Annotated in this window: 16 protein-coding genes; 10 read left to right on the forward strand and 6 right to left on the reverse strand. The window is 50.3% G+C overall.

Going from position 1 to position 15494, the window contains the following annotated elements:
* Positions 1 to 2: 2 nt before the first annotated feature.
* On the reverse strand, positions 3 to 1010 hold the full coding sequence (locus MV421_RS10525; RefSeq protein ID WP_297503432.1) for a hypothetical protein: 1008 nt from the start codon (positions 1008 to 1010) through the stop codon (positions 3 to 5).
* Between the two features lie 4 nt (positions 1011 to 1014).
* Positions 1015 to 2469: a DUF515 domain-containing protein gene (locus tag MV421_RS10530; RefSeq protein ID WP_297417737.1), complete on the reverse strand. Its 1455-nt coding sequence runs from the start codon at positions 2467 to 2469 to the stop codon at positions 1015 to 1017.
* Between the two features lie 271 nt (positions 2470 to 2740).
* Here MV421_RS10530 and MV421_RS10535 point away from each other — a divergent pair, with 271 nt between their 5' ends.
* The 7 genes from MV421_RS10535 (at position 2741) to MV421_RS10565 (ending at position 9319) form a co-directional block, all read left to right on the forward strand.
* On the forward strand, positions 2741 to 3814 hold the full coding sequence (locus MV421_RS10535; RefSeq protein ID WP_297417734.1) for a GTPase: 1074 nt from the start codon (positions 2741 to 2743) through the stop codon (positions 3812 to 3814).
* A 5-nt stretch (positions 3815 to 3819) separates the two neighbouring features.
* Positions 3820 to 4917 (forward strand): tRNA (guanine(6)-N2)-methyltransferase, encoded by a 1098-nt coding sequence (gene trm14 / locus MV421_RS10540; protein ID WP_297417926.1) that lies wholly within the window; start codon positions 3820 to 3822, stop codon positions 4915 to 4917.
* Positions 4918 to 5042: 125 nt separating this feature from the next.
* On the forward strand, positions 5043 to 6164 hold the full coding sequence (pstS, locus tag MV421_RS10545) for a phosphate ABC transporter substrate-binding protein PstS (RefSeq protein ID WP_297518346.1): 1122 nt from the start codon (positions 5043 to 5045) through the stop codon (positions 6162 to 6164).
* A gap of 49 nt (positions 6165 to 6213) precedes the next feature.
* Complete coding sequence (pstC, locus tag MV421_RS10550; RefSeq protein WP_297417920.1) at positions 6214 to 7134, forward strand: phosphate ABC transporter permease subunit PstC; 921 nt, start codon at positions 6214 to 6216, stop codon at positions 7132 to 7134.
* Entirely contained in the window at positions 7121 to 7957 is an 837-nt protein-coding gene (gene pstA, locus MV421_RS10555) for a phosphate ABC transporter permease PstA (RefSeq protein WP_297417731.1), read from the forward strand. The genes pstC and pstA overlap by 14 nt, the downstream gene beginning before the upstream one ends.
* Positions 7954 to 8715 (forward strand): phosphate ABC transporter ATP-binding protein, encoded by a 762-nt coding sequence (locus tag MV421_RS10560; protein ID WP_297417728.1) that lies wholly within the window; start codon positions 7954 to 7956, stop codon positions 8713 to 8715. The genes pstA and MV421_RS10560 overlap by 4 nt, the downstream gene beginning before the upstream one ends.
* A gap of 4 nt (positions 8716 to 8719) precedes the next feature.
* Positions 8720 to 9319, forward strand: coding sequence for a phosphate uptake regulator PhoU (locus MV421_RS10565; protein WP_297417726.1), 600 nt, complete (start codon positions 8720 to 8722; stop codon positions 9317 to 9319).
* Positions 9320 to 9398: 79 nt separating this feature from the next.
* Here MV421_RS10565 and MV421_RS10570 read toward each other — a convergent pair whose 3' ends face one another.
* From MV421_RS10570 to MV421_RS10585, 4 genes are all read right to left on the reverse strand, one after another.
* A complete protein-coding gene (locus MV421_RS10570; RefSeq protein WP_297417724.1) occupies positions 9399 to 10550 on the reverse strand; it encodes a tryptophan--tRNA ligase in 1152 nt (383 codons plus the stop codon).
* A gap of 132 nt (positions 10551 to 10682) precedes the next feature.
* Positions 10683 to 11501, reverse strand: coding sequence for a hypothetical protein (locus MV421_RS10575; RefSeq protein WP_297417721.1), 819 nt, complete (start codon positions 11499 to 11501; stop codon positions 10683 to 10685).
* A gap of 15 nt (positions 11502 to 11516) precedes the next feature.
* Positions 11517 to 12284, reverse strand: a complete 768-nt coding sequence (locus MV421_RS10580; protein ID WP_297417718.1) for a hypothetical protein — start codon at positions 12282 to 12284, stop codon at positions 11517 to 11519.
* Between the two features lie 118 nt (positions 12285 to 12402).
* The gene (locus tag MV421_RS10585; RefSeq protein ID WP_297417917.1) at positions 12403 to 13812 is read right to left on the reverse strand and encodes a CoA-binding protein; all 1410 of its coding nucleotides are present in this window, start codon (positions 13810 to 13812) and stop codon (positions 12403 to 12405) included.
* Positions 13813 to 14031: 219 nt separating this feature from the next.
* Between MV421_RS10585 and MV421_RS10590 the strand changes: the two genes are divergently transcribed.
* The 3 genes from MV421_RS10590 to MV421_RS10600 are packed head-to-tail and all read left to right on the forward strand — an operon-like array spanning position 14032 to position 15482.
* A complete protein-coding gene (locus MV421_RS10590; protein ID WP_297417715.1) occupies positions 14032 to 14607 on the forward strand; it encodes a winged helix-turn-helix domain-containing protein in 576 nt (191 codons plus the stop codon).
* Between the two features lie 12 nt (positions 14608 to 14619).
* Positions 14620 to 14922: a DUF211 domain-containing protein gene (locus MV421_RS10595; RefSeq protein ID WP_297417712.1), complete on the forward strand. Its 303-nt coding sequence runs from the start codon at positions 14620 to 14622 to the stop codon at positions 14920 to 14922.
* A gap of 2 nt (positions 14923 to 14924) precedes the next feature.
* Positions 14925 to 15482: a transcriptional regulator gene (locus MV421_RS10600; RefSeq protein ID WP_297417709.1), complete on the forward strand. Its 558-nt coding sequence runs from the start codon at positions 14925 to 14927 to the stop codon at positions 15480 to 15482.
* Positions 15483 to 15494 lie beyond the last annotated feature (12 nt).

Below are 15494 nucleotides of genomic sequence, written 5' to 3' on the forward strand. Positions count from 1 at the left end.
ACTCAGCCCCCCGCATTCCATTCAACATGATATCTTATTTCAACGCTGTTTCCAAGGAATATTATCCAGACCGGGAAATTGATGCCGGCCTCTTTCGGGGGTTTCACTACGGGAGACCCAACCTTAACCCCAGTTAGGAGGGTGTTTGACAACTGGAACAAGTTCGAGGTGGCCAGAAGGGACTGAGTCTGGACCTGGTGCCTCTCCGGCGGCTTAAGTCCCCTGTACTTCCAAACGAATTCGTCCATGTACTCCCTGTAGGTCATTGTGTAGTTTGGGGTAAAGCCATACATCTTTGCGCCTTGGAATATGATGGGGATGGACACCGCGAAGAACGTGTTAAAGACACCCGCCTTGTTGGGAGCGTTTGTGAGACGGAATGTGACGGTTCCCCGATAGCTAAGAACCCGGATGTATCCGTCATCAAGGGGGAACATCGACTTGACCGAGAGTATCAGGGGGGTGTTCACGAGCTGGGGGTAGATGACGCCGCACCCGAGGGGTGAAAGCTTGTCCGCTGTCACAATGTGGCCGGTGTAGTTATCACTCCCGTTGTATGTTATATCGGTCAACCTAGAAGAGTCCCCGCAGGCGGACTTGTAGTCCCTCATCCGCAGGAGGTAGGAGTTGTTGTAGGGGATGCGGAAGTTCACGACAACGGTCTCATAGGGCATGAGCCAGAAACCGATGTAGTAATTCAGGGAAGTCATCTCCAAGTTGGAGGGGATATGATAGGAAGTGCCGTTGGAGCGGTAGGAGGTCATCCCCTCATTGCCGGAGAGTCTTATAACGTGAAAGTCATACCTAGGGTTAACGACGACGAACTTGGGGAAGGGGGCGGTGTTGACGACGGTGACGTTTAGATCAACCATGACCTCCCCGAGAATGCCTATGTTGTTGTATGGCTTCCCATCCGGGGTTGTGCCTGGGAGGGTGTAAGTCTCTGCACTAACCAGAGAAGAGACTAACAAAAGGATAAAGAAAGTTGCTAAGAGGCGCTTCACTTCCACCACCTCACGTTGAAACCTTGGCTATGTACACGTAGTTCTGGTTCTGGAGTATATCTGGCACGAATATTGAGGGAACCTTGATGATAACGAGCATTGGGGTGTTTGAGTCAAAGGTCTCAAGGGCCGTGCTCTTCTCGAGATCGAGAACCTTCCAACCGTAGGCGTTGAGTTCGGCTTTCACTTGGTCGCTCGACTGTATCTTTCCAGCGGCTATGGCCTTAAGTATCTCGGCGAGGTTGACGTTGTAGGAGTAGCTTGCGGAGGAACTCTGACTACTGCTCTGGCTGTTGGAGTAGGTGTTCTGTGAAGAGGAGCTGTCAGACATGGTGTTCCCTCCCGGCGAAACGGAGCTTGACTGGGTCTCACCGTAGGTGGTAGATGAGGAGGTGGAGCTTGAACCAGACTGGCTCTGGGATTCACTAACGGAGATCGTGCCTTCCTGAACCGGGAGGAGGACGAGTTCAAAGTAGCCATCGATTGAGGTAGTATTCCTGCCCTGGATGTAAATCTCTATCTTGTCACCAGGGGACAAGAACGCGCCGTCTATATTCTTCCTTGGAAGGACGAGCGAAAGCTCAACCCACTGAACCTTGAGAACTCTATACTTCATAAGTTCCTTGTAGTCGAGTATTCCACCGAGGATTGCCTTGGCGTCAGCCGCGGAAACTAACTCCCTGACCCCATTGTATTCAAGGATAACACTACCATGGCCCTGCTCCGCGAGCTGATCTATGCGCCAGAACTTGTAATCCCTCCAAAGCTCAAGGAGGTACGGGTCTGGGTTAACCGCGTTAACCTCCCCTGGGGTCGTGGCGGAGTTAACCCTGTCTTCAAGGGAATTCATGTACGTTACAGCTTTGTTCTTTATGGCATCCGGCAGTGGCATCGAGAGAAACGGCTGGAAGGAGGCCTCAATCTCCGTAATCTTCTGCGCTTTGGTTATGTTAAGCTGCTTCTCAGACTCGACCTGCTGAATGTGCTCAATGCAGGCGTTATACTTCTTCAGCGCGAAGTCGTAGTAGTCCCTAACGTCTATAGCGTTAAGCTCCCCCAGGGTCTTGGCGTTGACGATCTGGTTGACGAGCTTCGTCCTTATCACTATAACATCCTTAGTACAGTTTGTGTTATTGAAAACGGAGGACTTGAAATAGGTGTTAACCTCCGCGAGTTTCTTGGCGCGGGCCTTGCTTATCTCGCTTGCAGTGCGGTTCTGAAGGTACATGTAAGCACCAGCGGAGACTGCGAGGATTATTATTAATATTATAGCCGCCCCAAGGATAACCCTCTTCTTCCGCTCCTTGGCGCGTATACTCCCTATGGAACGGGGTCTTCTGGGGGGTTTCTTAGCTGGAGCGGGTTTTGGGGCAATGGGCGGCTCAGGTTCCGCACTGGCTTTACCAAGCTCTCTCAGGCGGCGAATCTTCGCCTCGATATCCTCAGACACGTTGAGCACCACCATCAAAGTTATCGTAAGTTATTCCTCATGCTTGATAGCTTTTTGAACTCCAATCTTTATTTAGATTTCGGTAAAATTGTGGAGAGATTGAAAGTCAAAGTCGTTGAAATACGCGGGAAATGCCCCCGTTTTCGAACTCGAGAGTAGAATAGTAATCAAGGACTAATAATAGCTGACTATGATAACTAATAAAGAGACAGATGTGATATGCATCCATCTTTGCCCCCTTATACGGATGGAGAAATGGTCATATTTGAGATAACGGTGAGGAGAAATGAAGGCGAGAAAAGCTTGGGGGATAACGAGAGAAGCAGTTGAGGAAGGGGACATGGTGGTTGAAGTGATTGACGCCAGAGATCCCCTGGGAACTAGGAACAGGAAGCTTGAGAGGCTTGTCCAAGAGGAAGGGAAACCACTCCTAATAGTAATGAACAAAGCAGATTTGGTTCCAAAGGAGTGGGTCGAGGAGTACAAGAAAAAGAGTGAGATTCCAGTGGTCTTCATCTCCGCCAAGAACAGGAAAGGGACCGGAATCCTGCGAAGAGAGATAAAAAGGCTCGCAAAACCGCTCCTCGAAGAGAAAGAGAGGGTGGAGGTTGCCATAATAGGCTATCCCAACGTTGGAAAGAGCACAATAATCAACACACTCAAGGGAAAAAAGGCAGTTAGAACGGCTCCTATACCCGGTTATACCAAGGGAAAACAACTCATAAGGTTAAGTAAAAGAATATGGCTCCTCGACAGCCCGGGAGTGATCCCAATAGACGACTTCGACGAGTTGGTCATAAAGGGGGGCTTTCCGGCGGACAAGATAGAGGAACCGGTTAAACCCGCTTTAAAGCTAATCTCACGCATTTTGAAAACGAGGAAAGAAGCGATAACCGAGAGGTTTGGAATAGAGGAGTTCGGAAGTGAAGAGGAAATACTAAGGAAGCTCGGCGAGAGACGCGGATTAATAAATGCTGGCAGAGAGGTGGATTTGGAGGAAACCGCTCGTTGGCTCCTCCGCGAGTGGCAGACCGGTCGCTTTACGCTCTTTGGAACGGAGGGGAAGAAAAAGGACAGATTCATCTGGGACTTTGAGGATATCCTAAAAGGTGTTGAGAAGGACATGCTCCTCGATCCGAGGGGAATCCTGTGGAAGTACGGGGATGAATTGAAAAATAGGCTGGACGGCAGAAAGCGCGTCGGGATTATGGAGATAGAAACCCTCACCGTTGGAATAGCGACCGGCTTCAAGAAGTGCGATGGTGGGATAAAACTTTTAGAAGAACTCACCGGGAAGAGCGTCATAGCGAGCGAGTGCTTTGGAAAGAAATGGAAGGGTGTAGTAGCGGTGATGGAGTGAGAACCATGAGGCTCCTTCTAACCACATCTCAGGGAATTGAGGATTTGGCGAGTGCTGAGATACGTTCACTGCTGGACAGAATCGGAATTCCGTTTCAGGTGGAGGAAAGGCCGTTGGGCGTTGAGGGGAGGGTTCTTGCCGAGGTTGGAGAAGCTTTCTACACTGACGAAAAGGGCAGGAGACGGAGGATGAGCATTCCAACCTACCTAAACGAACGTTCAAGGCTCCTCCACAGGGTCATCCTAGAGATAGCAAGCGAGCGCTTTGAAGACATCGGGAACGAGGAGCCGGAGGCAGCCCTCAAAAGGATAGGGGACTTCGTTTCAGGCCTTCCACTGGAAATGCACGTCAAAGTAAGTGAGAGCTTTGCCGTGAGGAGCTTTAGGAAGGGGGAGCATAAAATAACGAGCGTTGATGTAGCAAAAACCGTTGGAAAGGCAATCTTTGACCGCCTTTCCTGCTTCGGCACGCCGAAGGTCAACCTTGACCATCCAGCGGTGATCTTCAGGGCCGAACTGATAGGTGATATCTTCTTCCTCGGGATTGACACTACCGGCGACAGTTCCCTCCACAAGAGACCGTGGAGAGTTTATGACCATCCAGCACACCTCAAGGCCAGCATAGCGAATGCCCTCATAGAGCTGGCCAATCCCGATGGAGGTCCTTTCATTGACCCCTTCTGCGGAAGTGGGACGATTCCAATCGAGCTCGCCCTGAGGGGCTATCCCGGGAGGGTAATCTGCCTTGAGAAATATGGGAAGCATCTCCGCGGGGCGGAGATGAACGCCCTCGCGGCAGGGGTGCACGAGGGGATTGAGTTTATCCTCGGCGACGCGACGAGGCTGAGCGAATACGTTGATAGAGTTGACTTTGCCGTCAGCAATCTTCCCTACGGCCTGAAGATAGGGAGGAAGAGCATGATGCCAAAGTTGTACTCGGAGTTCTTCATGGAGCTGGCAAAAGTCCTTGAAAAGCGCGGTGTCTTCATAACGACAGAGAAGAGGGCAATAGAAACGGCCCTAGAGGAAAACGGCTTCAAAATCAAGCACCACAGGCTCATAGGACACGGCGGGTTGATGGTTCATACATACGTGATTGGGTAGACAACTCTATAGAAACTATAAAAAACATACAGATATTTAGAGTTATATAGAAGCATGATCTAAACTATATTCTATTGCGACAAAATTTATAATTAAGCCGAGGAAGATGCCCACCGGTGGGGCCTATGAAACGGATTATAGCCTTGTCCGCGATTTTCCTACTGGTCGCTACCGTGGCGGCCAGCGGATGCATAGGGCAGAGTAGCACTGCACTCACTTCAAGCAGATCAACTCAAACTATATCCCTCCGCACAACAGGTGCCACATTTCCCATGTACCAAATTCAGAAATGGATTAAGACTTATCAGAGCTCCCATCCCAACATCAAAATTGAATATCAAGGGGGGGGAAGTGGATACGGTCAGGAAACGTTTCTAAAAGGGCTTACCGACATCGGCCGAAGCGACCCTGCTGTCAGCGCCGATATGTGGAAAAAATTCTTATCAACCGGGGATCAGCCCCTCCAGTTCCCGGAAATAGTCGGTGCTGTTGTTGTAGTGTACAACGTGCCTGGAATTGGAACAGGGTTAAGGTTAAGCCGGGCCGTTCTTGCCAAAATATTCCTCGGAGAAATTCAATACTGGGATGACCCGTCCATAAAGAGCCTCAACCCGAACCTAAAGCTCCCCCATAAGAGGATAATAGTCATTCACAGAAGTGATGCCAGCGGGACAACGAAGATATTCACCACATACCTCAGCCTCATAAGTAGCGAATGGGCCAAGAAAGTTGGAGCAGGTCTGGTAGTAAACTGGCCGGTTGACAGGCTCGGAAGGGGATTGGCCGGGAAGGGCAACCCCGGGGTTGTGGCCATACTTAAAAACACCCCGTACAGCATAGCGTACACGGAACTCTCCTATGCTATAAAAGACAACCTGACGGTTGCGGCCCTACAAAACAAGGCGGGAAACTTCGTTCTGCCAACGAACACAACCATAAAATCTGCAGTTTTAGCGATTAAATCTTACATCCCCTCACCAACCGAGGGCTATAAAGAAAACCTCACGCAACTCCTGGATGCACCGGGGAAGAACTCCTACCCGATAGTCGCCTTTACTCACCTCCTCGTGTGGGAAAACAAAGATGGGAAGCACTACAGCAAGGAGAAGGCTGAGGCGATAAAAGCATTTCTAAAGTGGATACTCACCGAAGGACAGAAGCCCCAGAACCTCGCGCCCGGCTACGTCGGCCTACCGAAGGAGGTGGCAGAGATCGGCCTTAAAGCCGTTGACATGATCAAAACTTGAGTTGTCCCTTTTTTATTCTAGAAAATCGGGAAGTGATAGCATGGAAGTAATGAGGAAACTGGATGTGTTTGACATAGTATCCTTCCCCGTAATCCTAGTAATATTCCTGCTCTTTGCTGGAATGCTCTTTGTGTTTTTCAAAAACGCCCTTCCTGCACTGGAACATTTTGGAATAGATTTGTACATCAAGAACATCTGGCAAGCCGCCTCAGTTCCGCAGAAGGAGGTATACGGTATAGCCGCAGCCCTCTGGGGAAGCTTTTACACGTCCCTCATTGCGATCCTGATTTCCCTTCCCATATCAGCCGCGTTTTCTGTCTTTATCGTTGATTACGCTCCCAGGGGACTGAAAAACACCCTCGCGATACTCTCCGACGTGATGGCTGGCCTGCCCACCATAATATACGGTATATGGGGGGCCTTTATCCTAGTGCCGTTCCTGAGGCACTGGGTCATGGAACCCCTCTACAGGTATTTTTCATTTATACCCTTCATCCACTATCCTCCCGTTGGGGGGTACAGTTACTTCTCTGCTGGAGTTCTTCTGGCAATAATGATCACCCCCTTTGTCTCAGCAATTATACGCGAGGCATATCAGATGATCCCATTTACATACAGGGAAGCGGCATACGCCGTTGGGGCCACCAAGTTTGAGGCCACGCGGATACTCCTCGGCTACATCAAGCCAGCGATGGTCTCCGGGATAATCCTGGGGTTTGGAAGGGCAGTTGGGGAGACTATAGCGGTGAGTCTCGTCATAGGCAACACGTTCAACCTGACCTACAAACTCTTCGCACCGGGGTATACCATCTCCTCACTCATAGCCAATCAATTTGGCAACGCTTTTCTCTACACCTACATGACGTCCACCCTGTTTGCCGCTGGCCTAGCGCTCTTCGCCATAGGGCTTACTGTCAACATAATAGGGATTCACATGCTCAGGAGGTGGGAGAAGAATGTTCAGGTTTAATCCCAACCGAAAAGCGGTGGAAAAAGGTTTTCTGTTTACCATCGGCCTCCTTACAGTGGTCGCCGTGCTCCCCCTCTTTTACATACTATACACCGTAACCCTGAAGGGACTGCCGGTGATCCTAAAAAGGGGAACCATATTTTTTACGGGGACGTTCTCGGAGGGGGGTATAGGCCCTGCCATAGCAGGAACCTTCCTTCTGACGTTCCTGTCGAGCTTAATCGGGGTGCCCCTCGCACTGATGGTGGGTATGTACTCCTATGAAAATCCGAGAAGTGTGTTAGGGCGGTGGACTAAGGCCCTTCTCGAAATAATGATGGAGTTTCCCACGATACTGGTGGGAATTTTTGTCATGGCAGTTCTTGTCATTCCTATGGGGACATACTCGGCCATGGCAGGTGCCTTTGCCCTAGTCATAATCCTCCTCCCCTATGTTGCTGTCTACACCCACGAGGCCATGAGGGGGATACCCTTCACATACAAAGAGGCAGGCTACGCCCTCGGCCTTACAAGAATCAAAGTGTTATTCAGAATACTCGCCCCGATGGCAAAGCGGGGGGTGCTGACAGGAGTCCTAATAGGCATTGCAAAGGCCGCGGGAGAGACCGCTCCATTGCTGTTCACTGCAGGGGGGCTCTACGAGAGCTACCCAACATCGATAACCAAACCTGTGGGCACTATCCCCCTCTTAATATATCAACTAATCCAGAGTCCAAGCCCCCAAGATCACGCGACCGCATGGGGTGCCTCCCTTGTCCTAATGGTGATTTTCATCGCCGTTTTCATCCCCCTAAGGATGAGCCTTAAGGAGGTGAAACTGTGAACTTCGCAATAGAAACTGTTGACCTGAATGTTTACTACGGCAAGAACCACGTAATAAAAGATGTCAACCTGCAGATTCCGGAGAAGGGCATTTTCGCCCTTATGGGACCCAGTGGCTGTGGAAAGAGCACGATGCTGAGGACTTTCAACAGGATCCTTGAGTTAAAAGAGGATACCCGGGTTGAGGGGGAGGTTCGTCTCTTTGGAAAAAACGTATACTCCCCAGAGGTTGACCCTATCGAGGTCAGAAGACAGGTGGGTATGGTCTTCCAGTATCCCAACCCCTTTCCCCACATGACGATATACGAAAACGTCGCCATCGGGCTGAAGCTCAACGGGCTTGTAAAGTCAAAAGAAGACTTGGACGAAAGGGTTGAGTGGGCACTCAAAAAAGCGGCTCTATGGGACGAGGTTAAGGATCGCCTGAACGACTACCCCCGCAACCTGAGCGGTGGTCAGAAGCAGAGGCTTGTGATAGCGAGGGCCCTGGCGATGAAGCCAAAAATACTCCTGATGGACGAACCTACTGCCAACATTGACCCAGTCGGGACGGCCAAAATAGAGGAGCTTCTCTTAGAGCTCAAGGAGGATTACACAATAGTTTTAGTTACCCATCTGCCTGCCCAAGCCGCTAGAGCCAGCGATTATGTTGGTTTCCTGTATCTGGGTGAGCTAATAGAAGCGGGCCCAACGAGAAAGGTGTTTGAAAGCCCGGAGCATGAACTAACCGAGAAATACATCACGGGTGCCCTGGGGTGATAGGATGAGAAAACTCCTCGACATGGGAATTGAACAGCTTAAAAAACTCATAAGGGAAATGGGAAATGATGCCCTATCCTCCCTCCAACGGGCGAGTAAAAGCCTTAATGGAGGGGTTGAATCAATAGCGGATATATCAAGTGAACTCCACATCCTCCATGGAGATGTGCTGAACATCGCAACAGAGCTACTCGTCCGCTACTCACCGGTGGCAGGCGACCTGCGCTTCATCCAGAGCGCCATAGACGTCTCCTACGACCTTTACCGGATCTCCCGATACGCTATGGAGATAGAGAGAACGGCCAAAGTTGTAGGGCCTTTTGAGATGACGCCACTCCTGAGCAGGGGCTTTAATCTGACACTAGAAGCACTCAAAACCGCAGTAGAGGCCTTCGAGAACCTCGACGAGGTAGCCACAGGAAGGCTCCTTGAGCTTGACAGGGAGATAGACGATCTTTACATACACTCCTTACAAGGGATAAAGAACCCAGAAACGTGCTCACCGGTGGAGGCACTCATCATGAGGCACCTAGAAAGGATAAGTGACCATGCGAAGGACATAGGAGCACAGGTTATTTACATTAAAGAGGGGAAAAGGGTTTAGTGGAATTTCCAGCCATGAACCCCAGGATAAGGCCGTTTTGGACGCCTCCTCGTTAGGGATGCAATAAAAAGAAAGGGAACTAATGCAACACCTCAGGAACCGCCCTGTCCCACTGCTCTCTGGCGAGTTCACCCGTGTACTTGAACTCCTCGACCTTCTTTTCCGCCTTCTTGCGCTTCTTCTGGTGCTCCCTGAGGAATTCCTGAACCTTCCTGATGAGGTAGCGCTTGCACTCCCCGCAGGTCAGCTCTCCAGCTTTGCACGCCCTATAGCGCTCCATCAGCTTCTCGTCGTCCGGTTCAAAGAATACCTCAAGCCATTTGAAGACGACGCACCTGTCGGGGTTTCCGCCCTTTTCACGTTGCTCCTTAAGCGTTGGCTGGCCACCGGTTAGAGCGAACCTCCATATCTTCTTGCCAGCCTCCTCCGGGTCGTCGGTGAGGTAGACGGCCGTTTCAGGCTTGCTCGCACTCATCTTGCCGCCGAGGCCGGTCAATCCAGGAACAAACTTGGAATGTATAGCGGCGGTCTTGTAGTAGCCAAGACTCTCAGCGAAGTCCCTCTGGAGCCTCCAGTAGGGATCCTGGTCAATCGCCGCCGGAATCAGACAGCGCTTCTTCTCGAAGAAAGTTGGTGCTGCCTGTATGGCCGGGTAGAAAATCATACCAATCTTGCTCTGGTCGGTGAAACCGAAAACAGCTTTGGCCATTGAGAAGTTTATCTTCTTGGCTATTGGAATGGCCATCTCGTAGATCTTCGTGAACTCGCTGTTCTGGAAGATGAAGGTCCTGTCCGGGTCGAAGCCAACGGCGATGATGTCGAGGATGTTATCGTAGGCCCACCTCTTCGTGTCATTAAAGGTGAGCTTCTCTTTGAAAAAGAACTTCTCATCATCGGTTATCTGGATGTAGAGGTTTACACCAAACTTCTCTTGGAGCCACTTGGTCGCGTAGAACGGGATTATGTGGCCAATGTGCATAGGCCCGCTCGGACCCCTCCCGGTGTAGAGGAAGAAGCCTCTCCCATTCTCGTAGTCGGCAAGGATTTTGTCGTAGTCCCTATGGGAGAAGAAAAAGCGCCTCCTGAAGTATATCGGAAGTTCGCTCTTGGTAAGTTCTACCGTCTTCTCAATAAGCTCGTCCGTCAGCGGGCTGGTTCCAAACTGTTCTATCAGCTTCGCGTAGTCCACAACGCCTTCAACGTCCCAGGGGGTAACCTTAAAGTCATCCATTCAAACACCTCCATTTCCACTGGAAACGAAACTCCAGACTAAGGCGGTCGAGAAGAGGGGTTCACCAGGGCCAAAAGCGACCACCGTGCATGGGGTAGAAAGGGAAGGAAGGAGATTTAAAGTTTTTGGATACTATCCATTGTTTTTCATTGTCAGTTTTTTGTATTTCACCACTATGGTATCTCGGCTTGCCCCTTCAATTATTATTTCCTTTGGAAGCCCCCTCGAGTTAACCCAAATTTTGTAATGTGGCAAAGTGCGTGTTTTGGGTGTTAAAACCCGGAGGTCTCCCCTTTTGGAGATATTGAACTGTTCAAGATTGAGAATCACTAACGCGAATGGATCAATGGCATCTGTGTTCGTCCAAGTTACGTTGAATGTAAAAGTACCATTGGTAGTTATGACTTTCTCGATGTTACCGTTAATAACAATTTTCTGAATGAATTTGCCATTTGGCCAATAGTCCGCCCTGCTTATATAATCCGGTTTGGTGAAGTTAACATAGCTCTTAAAAGTATGGTTACCAATTATAACGACCTCTTGAGCTTTAAAGGACGTTATCGATTGCCAGTTAATATCCTGTGCTTGAGTCAAGACATATACGCCGATTAGAATGCCTAAAAAACTAACAAGGGTCAGGATAATTAGATTTCGCCTTTTCACTCCCCGTAAACCAACCAAATACAAATAAGTGACGGCATAAACAACCAGAGAAGATATGTACGCAGGATTTAACCCCCACAGTATAAACACCACGGCAAAGGAAAGCAGCACACCACAGCAAATCCACATGGAATACACCATTGAGGTAAGTCCAATAAACAGTATCAGCGCGATCTGAATGGCACCTATAATATCGTGAAAAACTAAAAAATAGAGTAAAAAGCCGAATACAGGTCCAATTGCGGATAAGATCATTGCCAGCCTGCGGTTTTGGACTATAGTCCCCATATGGAATCACACCCCTCAACACTTGCCTAGGGCATGGCATGCAGTCTTGCTCATATCATAACACGAGTATGCACTGCCCAGAATGACTGCTGTTTCACATATTATAAAGCACAGACCAACGGCAAGTGGACCCAGCACCGAGAACATTGGGCATCCAGTCCAACAGCCCATGCTTCCAGCAAATGCCATGGCACTCCCGCAGACAAAGGTTCCCAGAGCTATACATCTGGCACATGATAACCAGCCGAACAGTCCGAGTACCTTGATGTGCTCACCGTCCTTTATTACTTTGAGTGTTTTAACGGCTGTTCCATTGGTTATGTATATCATTGCTGAGTTGTTTTTGAGAATCACGATGGCCGAGGAGCTACCTCTTTCACTGTTGATATGATAATACCTTCCAATTACCTTTCCCTGGCCGTTAGTGATGGACACAACCAGCGCTCTGGCAGAAAAATTGTTCGCTTTCACAAGAACATCTTTTGCCGTACTGTACTGCGGTACGAGAGTCACGCCGTGGAGCTGACGCCTCAGAAGCCGTGAATCGTCACCATTAAAAGCCAAAGCAGCCTCAAAAGCGGCCACGGGACCTCTCAGTACGGCGGCCTGCCTGCTGTGTATTCCCCCTTCCAATGCAGCACAGGGGGACTTTATCTCCACGGAGGTAGTGGTACCGTTCTGAACTTCAACTGCAGCATTCAACGGGGCGCTAAAAACCAACCCAACAACAAGGATAAAAAACCCAAACGCCAGGAACTTCTTAAACTGAGGTTTTTCTATCATTTTCTCACCCTAAAACAAAAATATCGCTATGCTCAACATAGCCTGTTAAATAAATGGAGTGATATCATCTAAGTGGAGAAACAAAGAGTAAAGATACTATTCGAACTAAAAGTGACTATCAGAGCTTCCCGTTCTCCTTCAACCACTCGCCATACTTAACGAGGGCGTAGACGGCATCAACCGCATCCTCGGTGGTCTCGTAGACCGGGATGCCCCTCTGTTCGATGTTCCTCGCCATCTTGTGCGGGTAGTCTCCACCCGGTGCGATGAAAACTATCGGCTTGCCGTAGGCCTTCATCCTCTCCATGGCACTGACGATTCCCTCATCTATGGCAGGACTCTGGAAGAGCGTTATAACGACGAGAAGGTCGACGTTCGGATCCTCAAGGGCGTAACGCATTGCTATCTCATACCTGCTTGAGGGGGCGTCACCTATGACGTCAATCGGGTTCTTGTAGCTCATGTGGCGCGGGAGCTTGCCCTCCTCGATGTCCTTCCTAAAGCGCCCGTTGGTCTCGTCGCTGAGGCTGGCCAGCTTCATTCCGCGCTCAAGTAAGCCGTCACTCATCATGACGCCGGCGCCGCCACCGTTCGTGACTATGGCAACGCGGTCACCCTTTGCAGGATTCTGCATCGCCAAAGCTTTGGCGTAGTTGAAGAGCTGGCGCATAGTTTTGGCCTCTAAAACGCCGGCCTGCTCAAACGCCGCCTGATATATCTTGTATGCACCGGCGAGGGAACCAGTGTGTGAAGCGGCGGCCTTTGCTCCCGCCTCCGTCCTGCCGCTCTTGAGTACCACGACGGGCTTCTTCAGAGTGACCTCTTTGGCGGCCTTGAAGAACTTCCGCCCGTCCTTAACTCCCTCAATATAGCCGGTTATGACGCCGGTCTTCGGATCGTCACCCAGGTAGGCCATGAAGTCGCTCTCGTCGAGGTCGGCCATGTTGCCGAGGCTGATAAACTTGCTCATTCCAATCTTCTCGCGCGCTGCCCAGTCAAGGATTGCCGCTCCGAAGGCACCGCTCTGGCTCATGAATGCAACCTTTCCAAAGGGCGGTCTGGCCTGCCTCTCCGGTGGGTTGAAGTTGCAGTCAAAGCCGTTCTCAAGGTTTGTGACACCGAGGCAGTTCGGGCCGACAACCCGTATGCCCCACTTCTTGGCCCTCTTAACAAGTTCATCCTCGAGGTCGGTCCTTCCTGCCTCCTTGAAGCCGGCGCTTATGACAACCGCGGCCTTAACACTCTTCTTACCGCAGTCGTCTATAACGTCGGGGACGAACCTGGCAGGAACCGCTACGACGGCAACATCTATCTCATCTTGGATATCATGGATGCTCTTGTAAACGGGAAACCTCTTTCCATTGACCTCTATATCACCGCCCCTGACATTGACGGCGTAGACCTTTCCGTCGTAACGGAGCGTTATGGAGTGCATTATGGCGTTTCCAACCTTTCCAGGCACGTTTGATGCACCTATAACAGCCACACTCTTTGGGTAAAACAAGAAGTCAAGATTTGGAGTCTCCATGGCAACCACCTCCGAAGGTTTTTCGGGAGCGCTTATTTAAGCCTTCCTCCCCCTAGCGGGCAACATCGGAAATGGATATTGTATCGTCCACGGGGAAATCGTTTGGAACACTACCTTTACATATATAAACCTACCGGGGTTCGCGAGACGCACCAGGGCAAAAGAGTTAAATTCCCGAACGTTCAAAGAATGGTTAAAACGTTAAAATGGGTGAGTGCCATGTCAAAGGTTAAGGTCGTCACCGACCCCGAAGTTATAAAACTGATGCTCGAGGACACGCGGAGGAAAATACTCAGCCTGCTCCGCAACAGGGAGATGACCATCTCCCAGCTCAGCGAAATCCTTGGGAAGACGCCCCAGACAATATACCACCACATCGAGAAGCTCAAGGAAGCGGGTTTAGTCGAGGTCAAGAGGACGGAGATGAAGGGCAACCTCGTGGAGAAGTACTACGGTAGGACGGCGGATGCATTCTACATCAACCTCTACCTCGGGGACGAGGAGCTTCGCTACTTCGCCCGCTCAAGGTTGAAGACAAAGCTGGAGATATTCAAAGCCCTCGGCTACGAGTTCAACGACGAAGAGCTACTAAACGTCATGGACGAACTTCTAAAGAAGGAGTATGAATGTAAAACGAACATCTCAGAGGAGATAGAAGCTAAGGAAGAGGAACTCAAGGACTTCTCCAACGAGGACATAATCCACGCGATAGAGTGGCTCGCTATGGCCAGGATGGGCCGCGACGGGGAGACAATGGAACTGCTGAAGAAACTGGGAGAGGTACTGAAGAAGTGAGCCGGTGGGAGCATGGCAAGGGGTATAAGGCTTCTCGTTCTGGACGTTCTGAAACCGCACCAGCCAATAGTGACGGAGCTGGCCCTGGGACTGAGCGAGCTCGGCGGGGTTGATGGAGTTAACATAACCCTCGTGGAGATAGACAAGGAGACCGAAAACGTCAAGATAACAGTGATGGGCGATGACTTGGACTACGATGAGATAACCCGGACAATAGAAGAGTTTGGCGGCGTGGTGCACAGTATAGATATGGTCGCGGCCGGAAAGAAAATTGTGGAAGAAGGTGAAACACCGCAGGACAAGCTGGAGGAGTAGGTGTGAAGGAAGTTATTATAATCACAAAACCAGAAACCGTCAAAGTTCTCTCAGAGGAAACACGCTTTAAAATTCTCCAGTTCCTGCGAGAGAGGCCCATGAGCATCAACGAGCTGAGTGAGAGACTGGAGAGAGACAGGACGACGGTTTACAGGCACATCAAGGTCCTCCAGAAAGTGGGGCTCGTTGAGGAATTTGAGAGTCATGGAAACGAGAAGGTCTACTCAAGGAGCGCCCGCCTCTTCCTCATAAAGGCCGACCCCGACGAGAGCATAGAGCAGTTTCGACAGGCATACATTCAGGTGGAGGCCGAGAAGCTCGTGGACATACTTGAGAAAGCGGGGTTCAAGATAAAAGATCGTTCTGAGCTGATAAAACTAGCAAGGGAGGTCCTCGACGAGATCGAGGTACGCTCCCAACCGGTTCTTAAGAGAATATCTCAGGCGGATATAGAACTCACAGAGATCGAGCTGTTCCACCTCCTCAACATGCTGGTCTTCATTCAAAGTCCAGAACTTCAAGAAAAGGCCAAAAAGGCCAGGGAACTGATGAAGCTCTGAGAGGGAAAATCA

This window comes from Thermococcus sp. (assembly GCF_027023865.1).
Lineage (GTDB): Archaea > Methanobacteriota_B > Thermococci > Thermococcales > Thermococcaceae > Thermococcus.

Bases quoted from the DNA above. Each gene is read 5' to 3' on its own strand.
- MV421_RS10530 (WP_297417737.1), bottom strand. From the start codon at position 2,469: ATGGTGGTGCTCAACGTGTCTGAGGATATCGAGGCGAAGATTCGCCGC.
- MV421_RS10535 (WP_297417734.1), top strand. From the start codon at position 2,741: ATGAAGGCGAGAAAAGCTTGGGGGATAACGAGAGAAGCAGTTGAGGAA.
- trm14 (WP_297417926.1), top strand. From the start codon at position 3,820: ATGAGGCTCCTTCTAACCACATCTCAGGGAATTGAGGATTTGGCGAGT.
- pstS (WP_297518346.1), top strand. From the start codon at position 5,043: ATGAAACGGATTATAGCCTTGTCCGCGATTTTCCTACTGGTCGCTACC.
- pstC (WP_297417920.1), top strand. From the start codon at position 6,214: ATGAGGAAACTGGATGTGTTTGACATAGTATCCTTCCCCGTAATCCTA.
- pstA (WP_297417731.1), top strand. From the start codon at position 7,121: ATGTTCAGGTTTAATCCCAACCGAAAAGCGGTGGAAAAAGGTTTTCTG.
- MV421_RS10565 (WP_297417726.1), top strand. From the start codon at position 8,720: ATGAGAAAACTCCTCGACATGGGAATTGAACAGCTTAAAAAACTCATA.
- MV421_RS10570 (WP_297417724.1), bottom strand. From the start codon at position 10,550: ATGGATGACTTTAAGGTTACCCCCTGGGACGTTGAAGGCGTTGTGGAC.
- MV421_RS10575 (WP_297417721.1), bottom strand. From the start codon at position 11,501: ATGGGGACTATAGTCCAAAACCGCAGGCTGGCAATGATCTTATCCGCA.
- MV421_RS10580 (WP_297417718.1), bottom strand. From the start codon at position 12,284: ATGATAGAAAAACCTCAGTTTAAGAAGTTCCTGGCGTTTGGGTTTTTT.
- MV421_RS10585 (WP_297417917.1), bottom strand. From the start codon at position 13,812: ATGGAGACTCCAAATCTTGACTTCTTGTTTTACCCAAAGAGTGTGGCT.
- MV421_RS10590 (WP_297417715.1), top strand. From the start codon at position 14,032: ATGTCAAAGGTTAAGGTCGTCACCGACCCCGAAGTTATAAAACTGATG.
- MV421_RS10595 (WP_297417712.1), top strand. From the start codon at position 14,620: ATGGCAAGGGGTATAAGGCTTCTCGTTCTGGACGTTCTGAAACCGCAC.